The sequence below is a fragment of the Deltaproteobacteria bacterium genome, assembly GCA_016931625.1.
GTDB lineage: Bacteria > Myxococcota > XYA12-FULL-58-9 > XYA12-FULL-58-9 > JAFGEK01 > JAFGEK01.
This window is the reverse complement of the sequence record JAFGEK010000138.1, coordinates 1-9,869: the sequence shown is the minus strand read 5'-3', so window position 1 is coordinate 9,869 and position 9,869 is coordinate 1. Positions and strand designations below refer to the sequence as shown.

Below are 9,869 nucleotides of genomic sequence, written 5' to 3'. Positions count from 1 at the left end.
GTAAAAAAATCACCCAATTTGGTAGTTCCTTGGTTCCCAAAAGGATTAAAGCGATCTCCTAATTGCATATAACGTACCACTAAATCAAAATGTAGTCGATCTGCATCAAATGCAACCCTTTGTTTGTTAAAAATATTGCGAAAATCGTTTTGAGGCCCAATACTTTCAATTTTAGTGGTAATAGTAAGTCCCCAGGGTTGCAGGATGGTTGAGCCAGGTACTAATAATTGTTGTGGTTTTGGGGTAATTTCAAGAAACCACAAATAATTACGTGAACGCATTACTTTATGTTTACCTACATTTGCAATAGCTCCATTTTGGCGCAGAGATATTATTTGTAATATTTCGCTTTGCAAAGCCCGAACATCGCAACATAATTTAAGCCAAGCTTTAATTGTGCGTTCAGCTAATGGTCCATGCCTCGCAGCTTCTAATATAGCGTTATTATTGGATAATTTTTTGGCCCGGCGAGTAGCAAGCTGCATGAGAAGATGCTCATCTTGTCGGGCTCTTTTAGCAAATCGGGTAATGTTATTAATTGATCCTCGATTTAATTTTTTCAAAGCGGGCAAGACAGCAGCACGCATTTGTGCTCGCATTCGGTGTGGATCAGAATTAGAGGGGTCTTCGGCATAAATAATTTGGTATTTAGCCAGATATGCCAAAATTTCATCGTGAGTAATGTCTAGTAATGGACGTACTATTAGACCAAGCCGCGGACGTATACCTCCAGCACCATGAAGTTTGGCTCCACGTGTCAAATTAAATAATACTGTTTCTGCTTGATCAGTTGCAGTGTGCGCCACAGCGATGCGATCAGCAGCTATGGTTTTGGCATGGTTAAACAGCAATTGATAGCGACCACGTCGTGCATTCGTAAGAATATTACCATTGCGATTTATTTGAGTTTTTATGCGTGTAAAGGTAATGCCATGTTTCTTGGCAAGTTTTTCAGCCAAATCTAACTCACTACCAGCATTAGCTCGTAAACCGTGATCAACCCCCACAGCAAAAATCGCTTTAAGTTGCAGTTTTGGGGCCAAGCTACCGAGAAGATCAAGCAAAACTTGAGAATCAGGACCGCCACTAGTAGCCACTATTACTTTTGATTGAGGTGGCAGCAGTTTTATAAGCGACGGTAAAGCTTTTTCTCGTAAATCTCGCATCACTCTCCTATTGACACTAAGCTGCAAGCTTGCCTAGTAGACGGCCTCTTTACCATGAATACTAAGCACGGACATAAATCTAACAGAGCGGTATCGCCAGATCTTAAGATCAGAGTCGATCGCATTGGTGATGATGGCATCAATCTTGATGAGGAGCTAAGTGCTTCGTGGATCAAGCAAGCTCTCGGTAAAGATTCACCTTTTCGTGTTGAACGTAATGGCCATTTGGTTTTGCGTTTAGATAAGGTCGATGAGGTAGTGCGTGCTCGCGGTCGATTATCGGTAAGTTTACTTAGTCAATGCGTGCGCTGTCTTAGTCCCGTTGATTTAGGGATTACTACTGAAATCGATGTTACTTTATTTCCACCAGGCAGTGAGCCAGCTTCTGGTTCAGAAGGTGAGCTGACTGAGGACGATATAGGAGTTTCGCTTTACGAAGACGGTATTATTGATTTGGGCAATATAGTTCATGATGAGGTTTTTCTTGAATTACCTATGAATCCAGTATGTTCTGAGAATTGTGCTGGGTTATGTACAAGTTGTGGCGTTAACCTCAATGATAAAAAATGTAACTGTGTGTCATCTATAGATCCTCGCTGGCAAGGTTTACAAAATATTAAAGTTAATTAATTTGCAGCCTTGATATTTGCATCAGCCAAGATTAGATGGTCATTGGCTATTTAAGGAGCTAACTATGGCAGTACCTAAGAAACGTCATTCGCACTCGCGTACACGTAAGCGTCGTTCACACGATGCCCTCGAGGCTCCCAACTGGGTAACATGCCCACAATGCCGCGAACCAATGACGCTTCATCGCGTATGTGGCAAGTGCGGTTATTACCGCGGTCGTGAAGCTGTAGCGCAAGACTAAAGTTTAAGACTTAATGCAATATACTAGTGCAATTGCATTAGATTTTTGAAATGAACTGTCAATAAAATCGACAGACACTAATAATATTATCTAGTTGCTAACAACCGCACTTAGGGACACCCCCTAATTAAGATTCAGTGCTATACTCAACACAAAATTGATACTGGAGGGTAAAAGCGTGAAACGTTTTATCGTCGAACACGAAACCAGTATTTTGCAGGCTTTATCTAATACCACAGTTAATGAGGTAGTCTTTGATTACCATCAAAGGCAAATTGGTTATTTGCAAGCAGAGCGTTTGGCACATTTGTTGGTGACCTTGGCAGTAGCATTATTTACTTTAATCGCAGGTATTGGTGCGGCTTATGCCGCAACTGCATTATGGGGAGCTGTCTCTTTGCTGTTGTTGGCATTATTACTTGGCTATATTGTGCATTATTACCGTCTTGAAAATGCAATACAGCGTTGGTATCGCTTATCACGGCAAATCGAACGAGCTCTTGGTCATCCGCCAAAAGATAGCAAAGCAGGGTATTGGGGGTAACAGCTAGTTTGCTGCTATCACCTGGTTTTTACACAAGAATTGTTATAGTTAGCGTTTTACCCCTTGATGCAAGCGGGTAACACGCGGTAGGGATCCGCATGCTAATAGAAGAAAGCCAAATTGAGGTCCTGCAACCTTTGCTTGACTTACTAAATAGTGCTGAACCAACTAGGCTAGTTGCGTATGCTGGGTCAGTTAGTATTGATCGCCCTCAAGGAACAGCACCAGCAATGATTGTGTGGGATGAAGCGCAACATAACGCGGCCCTTGCTAATATTGGTACAAGAACACTGAGACTTGCAAATGGTGTAATAGCCACCACAATGAATGAGGTATTGTTATTGCACGCCCCTGCACGTGCTGATCGACGTAGTGATGATTTAGTGCGTGATGGTTATATTTCATCACTAGCTGCGCGTACACTTAGCGCAACTCTTGCTATAGGGCGCAATGTTTTAATTATCGGCCCATATCTAGGATCGTTGCAATTGCTTATGGCTTTAGCAGCGGATGGCAAACGGCCTATGGTTATAGGGGGAGACTATGATGCCGTGCCTATAACTTGGCCACATAGTAATGATGCTAATGCTATTACTTGTTACGGTGCTGATCGTATAGCTAGTTGGTCATTACCACCTACACAGCTTATTAATTTATTAAGTAAACATTGCGGTGTTATTGCATGGCTTGAGGCGCGTAATCTCTCTAAAGCGTTAATGCGTTTTGAAGCAGCGTTAGATCACAATCATGCTACACCAGCCCCACTACAAGTTTTAACCGCAATTGATATGGTGGTTGTAGTTAATGATATTCCCAACACAAAAGTAGTTGAAGTTGCAGAGATTGCCTTGGTTGAATCTGGATACCAACCTCGTTTGTTATTTTCTACAGGTATCGCGCCATTACCTTCGGCATTGGTACCTATGGCACCACCGTCATTTATAGCAGAAATAGCTCAAGCTGGTTTTGCAGTTTTAGCTGATGAATTGCATAATGCAAGCGCATCGCAAGTTGCCGCTAATGCTTCAATAGCTCCATCTATATCTAATGTATCGCCACCAATATTGCCTAAAGATCCATTAGCGGATTCGTCGATAGTATCAGATAGTGTAATTATCAACGAAAATGCAGGTATACTCACTGATTTATCAACATCTAATAACACTGCTAAAATATTGCGTGACCGTTTACAGCAAAAAGCCGCACAAATTAGAGCAGCAGAGCAAGCATCTCTTGCTCAACCTAGTGATGATAGTGCCCCAGGTTGGGAACTCGACCGTTTGCCTGACGAAACTAACGAGTTGCCATCTGATCAAAGTGAGTTTGTTAGTTCAAGTGCAGAAGATGCGATGATGGCGGCAACCTATGGTTTAGGGCCGCCTCCTCGTCCAACAAATGTTCGCGAAGATCGTCGTCCCTTTGAAGATGCATTACGTCATGCCAAAGAGCGCGATGAAGAAAATCGCGAAGAATAGTAGAGCATTTGACGGAGTTTATCGATGATTGAGAATACTGAAACAATAACGTTATTGCTGGTGCGCCACGGTCGGGCTGAAAGTGCTTTAGGTCGGCCAGACTCAAGTCGTCATTTAACCGAAGAAGGTTATGCCGAGTTACGTGTTTGCTGTGAAGGATTGCAATCTCTTTCTGTATGTCTTGATTTAGTGCTTACCAGTCCTCTTATGCGTGCCTTAGAGACGGCTGATGTTCTTGCCAAAGCATTAGGTAATGGTATTCATCCACTTTGTGAAAATGTATTAGCACCTGGCGCTACTCTGGATTCATTAATGCAATTGCTTCGTAATATTGATGGCGGCAAAACTGTTGCAATAGTTGGTCACGCTCCAGATTTGACAGATGTCGCATCTGGATTGGTTGTTCCGTACACTCGTCGAGAAATTCTATTTCCACCCGGTGGTATGGCTTGTATTGAATTTGAAGGTAGCATTGCTGCCGGTACCGGCCAGCTTAAATGGACATATACACCCGCAGAATTAATTGCTAAAAGTCGGGAGGATGTAAACCAATTCAAGTAATACCTAAGGTCGCTAAAGCTTTACTTGCAGCTTCACTCCAACCTCGATTAGCTAAAGGATTTGCTGGGCTAGGATGTAATATACTGCCAATATTTACATTGTTATTTGCCAGAGCTTGTTGCGCGCGATTTTGCGCGAAAGCACCTACCCCTATGACATAGCGGGGTTTAAGATAGGCAACAATTTCAACTAAAGCAGCATCGCAAATTTTAAATAAAGCATCACGCTCAAGGCGGGCAAGTTTATCAGGAGTGCGATTGCGTCCTGATGCTTCCATAAAAACTAAAGGGCAGTAGTTCGCAACAAAAAACTTTTTAAAAAAAGATTTCGGATTTTTAAACGTTTGTTTTGCCCAACCCCATAATCGAACTCCACTAACCTCACTGCGTGGGCAATCAAAGCCTTCAATGGGACGACGAGGATGTGTTATTGTTGGTTGGTCTACTTTTGCGATGATGCCTAACCAATCGCGTACCGAGACTACTTCACCAAAAGGTATACCTGTTTGGGTCATACCGAATGGGCCTGGATTCATGCCAAGCAACAAAACCTCTACCGGCGAATTTGCGTACATTTCAACGTAACGTGCAAAAGGTCGTCGTGCATAAATATGCGGATTATAAATATGACTTACAGGCTCAGCGAATGATAACTTGCTAAGATCTTGTGATAATTTATCTGCGATTTTTAATAATGGATGCATGAATGTGCTTATCAACGGCTTTTTATAATAAATATAAATATTATTAACCGTCCGCGACTTAATTAATTAAGCCGCGGACGACATTAGCTTAAATATTTATTGTAGCTATTATACTCACGCTATTTATAGCTAGCCGCCATTTCAGATAATGGCTTGATTTTAATTTTTAATGCTTGACCAGCTTGGCCAAAAGCTTGCATACGGGCGATACATACTTTTTTCATTTCGGCGCGTGCAGGTTTTAAGTAATCGCGTGGGTCGAACTTTTCTGGGGTTTCAGTAAAGACCTTACGAATAGCCGCAGTAATAGCCATACGATTATCAGTATCAATATTTATCTTACGTACGCCGTGTTTAATACCACGTTGAATTTCTTCAACAGGCACGCCGTAGGTTTGCTTCATTTGACCACCGTACTTATTGATGAGATCTTGTAGATCTTGTGGTACTGAAGATGAACCGTGCATAACCAAGTGGGTGTTTGGCAATCTCTTATGAATTTCTTCAATACGGGTCATGACTAATACTTCACCAGTAGGTTTTTTCGAGAACTTATAAGCACCATGTGAAGTACCAATAGCAACCGCAAGAGCATCGACGTTTGTAGCTTTGACAAATTCAACAGCCTGATCAGGGTCGGTTAAGTGTGATAAAGCTTGTTCAGCACTTAGACCAGCACCATGGCCATCTTCAATACCACCGAGAGTGCCAAGCTCACCTTCAACCGCAACACCAATGGCATGGGCAACATCTACGACCTTTTTAGTCACTTCGACATTATATGCATAAGTAGATGGGCTTTTACCGTCAGCTGACAGCGAACCATCCATCATGACCGAAGTGAAGCCTTGAGCGATTGCAGTATAGCAAGTAGCTGGTGAATTACCATGATCTTGATGCATTGCAACTGGGATCTCTGGATAAAGTTCAGCTGCGGCAAGCATCAAATGGCGTAAGAAATTGTCATTGGTATAGCTGCGGGCACCGCGGCTTGCCTGCACGATGACAGGACTTTCGGTTTCGCGGGCAGCTTCCATAATGGCTTGGATCTGTTCCATGTTATTAACATTGAAAGCGGCGACGCCGTAGCCATTTTCGGCGGCGTGATCAAGCAATTGGCGCATAGATACTAATGCCATAAAAAAACCTCCAAAAAAGAGTCGTTAAACCCGGGGCAGCCTTTTAAATTAGAGCCAAAACCAACCCCAAAACCAACCCAGGTAGTGCGGAAGTTTTGCCCATCTTACAAAAGACTTGCAACGATTATCCGCAAGGGTACTTTTTTACAGGCATGGAGTAATTTCGCAATGGCGATTACAATAATATTTAATGAGAGGTAATTTTTTTTAAGATTAGCTTAACCACCTTGTAAGGAGGTGATCATGCATAGAACGCACTATTTCTTAAGTGCCGCTGTTTCAGTAATTTTACTGACAGCCAATTTATCTATGCAGGGCTGTAGCTCGCAGCCTTTGGCAGTTGGCGGCCCCTATTTAACCGGTGAATTACAACCTCGGCGTTTGACAAATTTGCCATTGGGAGTACCGATTGAAATTGAGATCCAATTATACAATTCAAACGAAGCTCATTCGCCGTTAGTAGGTTATACCGTAACTTTATCAGCAGAACAGGCAACAATTGTACAACCAAGCGCGCAAACTGATGAAAACGGGATAACACGGGGTTATGTGCAAACCAATAATGCTGGTGTAATGATAATTAGCGCTTATGCTCATCCGCAAAATCTTGATCCGGTTTTATTGCCGCAATTAACGTTAGAATTTGCCAGCAATCCTGGCGAAACCTTTATAGTAAGTACTCCTGCTAATATTAATGTTGAGCGAGCTTTAGCAATTGGAGCAGGTGATATAAATAAAGACGGAATTGCGGATCTTATCGTTTTAAATGAATATCCAGCGGCAATTAATATCTGGCTAGGGGGAAGCACTATTTCTCATACACCACGTCAAGTGCAACTTAATTCGCAACCTCGCACGATGGCGATCGCCGATTTTAATGGTGATGGTTCTATTGATTTTGCAGTTGCACGCCAAGGAACAACAGCGCTGTCATCTATTCTTGAAATTATCGTTACAAACACTAACGATTTCTCGTCTGCGGCAACATATGACTTAATCACCATGACGCACGCTTTAGCTGCTTTTGATCTCGATGGAGCATCCCCAAGCGATTTAATTACTGCCGAGGCACAAGAAGAGCAGAACCTTTTAGAGTTATTCACTTTTTCTACAAATACGCAAGCAGTGCAAACCCGGTTAAGCCCTATAAATATAACGCTTACAAGTAAGCCGGTGGCAATTGCAGCAGCACCAATAAATGCAAGTGATAATTTTGGCGATGTGGTGGTTGCTATAGAGCAAAGAGCCAGTATTCTAAAAGGCAATGCTAATAATCTCGATAGTGAAATCACTTCATTGAAGGTAGGTGGTACACCTACAGCTATTGCCATAGGTGATGTGAATTTGGATGATCGAACTGATGTAGTTGTTACTAAAGCTGTACCAAATGTTTCGGAAAGTGAAGCAGCCAATCAAGGAGCTAATCAACTTGTGGTATTTCTATCTCAAGATGGAGAGTTTTCATTTAATTCGCCCGCTACTATGGCACTGAGCGGCGCACCGACTGCAGTTGCGATTGCTGATGTTACTGATGATGATATTGCTGATGTTCTTGTGCTTACTCAGGGAAACGAGACCGGCAGTGGCCGACTTGAAGTTTTTGTGCAAGCCGTTGAGGGCACTCTACATGCCTCAGAACCAAAAGTAGTTGCAGATGATCCCCTTGGGGTCGTGGTTGCAGATTTTAATGGCGATACTCATCCCGATATAGCGGTTGTTAGTTATGGACAACCAGTAAAAATATTTTATGGGCAATAAGCCACCCTTGATAATGTCAATTAAAAATAGGAATCAAACAGCGACTGGCATTGGTGTCCTGGCATTGGTGTCCCTGGCATTGGTGTCTGGCACCAATTTTTTTGCTTATTCTTAATCGGTAACAATTCTGAATCGTGTCTATTGTATTCGATTATTAAAATGTATATACTTTAATATATACAGGAGATTTTTATGATTGAAGCGAAAATATTCAGATCGGGAAACAGCCAGGCAATTAGGTTACCGAAAGAGTACCGGTTGAAAACGGACTCGGTTCAACTCAACCGGATCGGAAATGTTCTGATAATCGTACCGAAAGATGATCCGTGGGCAAATTTTAAAGAAGGTGTCAAAGAGGCCGAAGATTTTCCAGAAGTGACTGATATCCGACCGGATACCAGGAGAGTGAAGCTGGTATGAAATATCTGGTGGATACCAATATTTTGATTTATCTGTTGAATTCAAAATCATTACAATTGGAGCGAAAGTTTACCCGGAGAGATAGCCGACAATTCGGTGTCTCTTCCATCACAGTTGCGGAATTAATCTACGGTGCCCGGAAAAGCAGACGGGTTGAACGTAATACCAATGCGGTAATCAAAATGCTCTCTTCTTTTGAACTTCTTGACTTTACCAGTGCCGATGCATTTGAATATGGAGATATTCGTGCGGATTTGGAATCAAAAGGAAAGGTTATCGGTGGCAATGATCTTCTCATTGCCGCTCAGGCACGGCATCTCGGTTTAATTGTATTGACAGCAAATACCGATGAATTTTCAAGAGTTTCAGGTTTGAAAATTGAGGACTGGACCAAATGAGAATCCAGTAATGCATATTAACTTTTAACCACTTAAGAGATCATTTCGTCATCCAACAAATATAGTGTGCGAGGCACCAATGTCGCCGATGTATTTAATCAGGAGATATATGCTACCACTATGCAGCTGGAATTATATTTAAAATATTTAAAGTTACTGTGGATAGCCCCAGGATTCAAAATCTTTTTTATTAATTGTTTGTAGATTTTCAGAAACACCAGGAAGACTGTTGTAAAATTGTATCACCTTGTTTTCACGTTCATCTTTGTTAATATCGCAGTGACTACGAATTATTTTCCCAAGAAGTATCCAATCATCATGCGAATAAAATTGAAAATTTTTCTTAATGTCATCTTCAAGAGCATCAATCAAAGGCATTCGATCTATATCGCAACGAGTTAAAATCATTAAACAATATGCGATAGCATGTATTTTAGTTTTTGATATCAGCAGTGCTGGAGATAATATCCAGTGCATGAGATCATTATAAAGCCCCATTGCCTGGTCATTTTGTTTATTTTGTTGATAATGAGCAATAAGTTCAGCTGTGCGATAGGCTTTATTATTACACATATAATCAGGCATCGATTTGGCGGCTTCTTGGTATGCCCATAAATTAAACTCATTCATTGAGCCATATTCGAAAGTGTTATTATCACCAGCGTCTTCTCGTTTTATTAATTGTTTATCTTTAAATTCGATGAAGAGTTGAAGGGATCGAGCCTTTATTTCTATTGATTGGGTATTATGTAAGTTCTCAATAAATACTGGCGAAACATGGGTGTCATCTCGAACGTAGTGAGAGATCTTTTTTATGCTTTTAAATATAAGATT

Annotated in this window: 12 protein-coding genes; 8 read left to right on the top strand and 4 right to left on the bottom strand. The window is 41.6% G+C overall.

Annotated elements, in window-relative coordinates; translation table 11 throughout:
* The coding region (tilS, locus tag JW841_11720) for a tRNA lysidine(34) synthetase TilS (protein MBN1961605.1) at positions 1-1,169 on the bottom strand (1,169 nt) is incomplete at its 3' end.
* 51 nt (positions 1,170-1,220) lie between these two features.
* On the opposite strand from tilS, the gene JW841_11715 reads away from it, so the two are divergent.
* From JW841_11715 to sixA, 5 genes are all read left to right on the top strand, one after another.
* Entirely contained in the window at positions 1,221-1,796 is a 576-nt protein-coding gene (locus tag JW841_11715) for a DUF177 domain-containing protein (protein MBN1961604.1), read from the top strand.
* Positions 1,797-1,860: 64 nt separating this feature from the next.
* Positions 1,861-2,037, top strand: coding sequence for a 50S ribosomal protein L32 (gene rpmF, locus JW841_11710; protein ID MBN1961603.1), 177 nt, complete (start codon positions 1,861-1,863; stop codon positions 2,035-2,037).
* A gap of 178 nt (positions 2,038-2,215) precedes the next feature.
* Positions 2,216-2,581 carry a hypothetical protein gene (locus JW841_11705; GenBank protein MBN1961602.1) on the top strand — a complete coding sequence of 122 codons (366 nt, stop codon included), beginning with the start codon at positions 2,216-2,218 and terminating at the stop codon, positions 2,579-2,581.
* A 98-nt stretch (positions 2,582-2,679) separates the two neighbouring features.
* Entirely contained in the window at positions 2,680-4,056 is a 1,377-nt protein-coding gene (locus tag JW841_11700; GenBank protein MBN1961601.1) for a hypothetical protein, read from the top strand.
* A gap of 24 nt (positions 4,057-4,080) precedes the next feature.
* Positions 4,081-4,617, top strand: coding sequence for a phosphohistidine phosphatase SixA (gene sixA, locus JW841_11695; GenBank protein ID MBN1961600.1), 537 nt, complete (start codon positions 4,081-4,083; stop codon positions 4,615-4,617).
* Here sixA and JW841_11690 read toward each other — a convergent pair.
* Positions 4,610-5,320 (bottom strand): single-stranded DNA-binding protein, encoded by a 711-nt coding sequence (locus tag JW841_11690; GenBank protein ID MBN1961599.1) that lies wholly within the window; start codon positions 5,318-5,320, stop codon positions 4,610-4,612. The genes sixA and JW841_11690 overlap by 8 nt on opposite strands.
* Positions 5,321-5,439: 119 nt before the next feature.
* A complete protein-coding gene (locus JW841_11685) occupies positions 5,440-6,459 on the bottom strand; it encodes a fructose-bisphosphate aldolase class II (protein MBN1961598.1) in 1,020 nt (339 codons plus the stop codon).
* 243 nt (positions 6,460-6,702) lie between these two features.
* Between JW841_11685 and JW841_11680 the strand changes: the two genes are divergently transcribed.
* The 3 genes from JW841_11680 (at position 6,703) to JW841_11670 (ending at position 9,035) form a co-directional block, all read left to right on the top strand.
* Positions 6,703-8,217: a VCBS repeat-containing protein gene (locus tag JW841_11680; GenBank protein MBN1961597.1), complete on the top strand. Its 1,515-nt coding sequence runs from the start codon at positions 6,703-6,705 to the stop codon at positions 8,215-8,217.
* Positions 8,218-8,409: 192 nt separating this feature from the next.
* On the top strand, positions 8,410-8,637 hold the full coding sequence (locus JW841_11675) for an AbrB/MazE/SpoVT family DNA-binding domain-containing protein (protein ID MBN1961596.1): 228 nt from the start codon (positions 8,410-8,412) through the stop codon (positions 8,635-8,637).
* Positions 8,634-9,035: a type II toxin-antitoxin system VapC family toxin gene (locus JW841_11670; GenBank protein MBN1961595.1), complete on the top strand. Its 402-nt coding sequence runs from the start codon at positions 8,634-8,636 to the stop codon at positions 9,033-9,035. The genes JW841_11675 and JW841_11670 overlap by 4 nt, the downstream gene beginning before the upstream one ends.
* A gap of 153 nt (positions 9,036-9,188) precedes the next feature.
* On the opposite strand, the gene JW841_11665 is transcribed toward JW841_11670, so the two are convergent.
* The coding region (locus JW841_11665; protein MBN1961594.1) for a hypothetical protein at positions 9,189-9,869 on the bottom strand (681 nt) is incomplete at its 5' end.

Excerpts from the sequence above, each read along its gene's own strand:
- JW841_11715 (MBN1961604.1), top strand. The coding sequence starts at position 1,221 with ATGAATACTAAGCACGGACATAAATCTAACAGAGCGGTATCGCCAGAT.
- rpmF (MBN1961603.1), top strand. The coding sequence starts at position 1,861 with ATGGCAGTACCTAAGAAACGTCATTCGCACTCGCGTACACGTAAGCGT.
- JW841_11700 (MBN1961601.1), top strand. The coding sequence starts at position 2,680 with ATGCTAATAGAAGAAAGCCAAATTGAGGTCCTGCAACCTTTGCTTGAC.
- sixA (MBN1961600.1), top strand. The coding sequence starts at position 4,081 with ATGATTGAGAATACTGAAACAATAACGTTATTGCTGGTGCGCCACGGT.
- JW841_11690 (MBN1961599.1), bottom strand. The coding sequence starts at position 5,320 with ATGCATCCATTATTAAAAATCGCAGATAAATTATCACAAGATCTTAGC.
- JW841_11685 (MBN1961598.1), bottom strand. The coding sequence starts at position 6,459 with ATGGCATTAGTATCTATGCGCCAATTGCTTGATCACGCCGCCGAAAAT.
- JW841_11680 (MBN1961597.1), top strand. The coding sequence starts at position 6,703 with ATGCATAGAACGCACTATTTCTTAAGTGCCGCTGTTTCAGTAATTTTA.
- JW841_11675 (MBN1961596.1), top strand. The coding sequence starts at position 8,410 with ATGATTGAAGCGAAAATATTCAGATCGGGAAACAGCCAGGCAATTAGG.
- JW841_11670 (MBN1961595.1), top strand. The coding sequence starts at position 8,634 with ATGAAATATCTGGTGGATACCAATATTTTGATTTATCTGTTGAATTCA.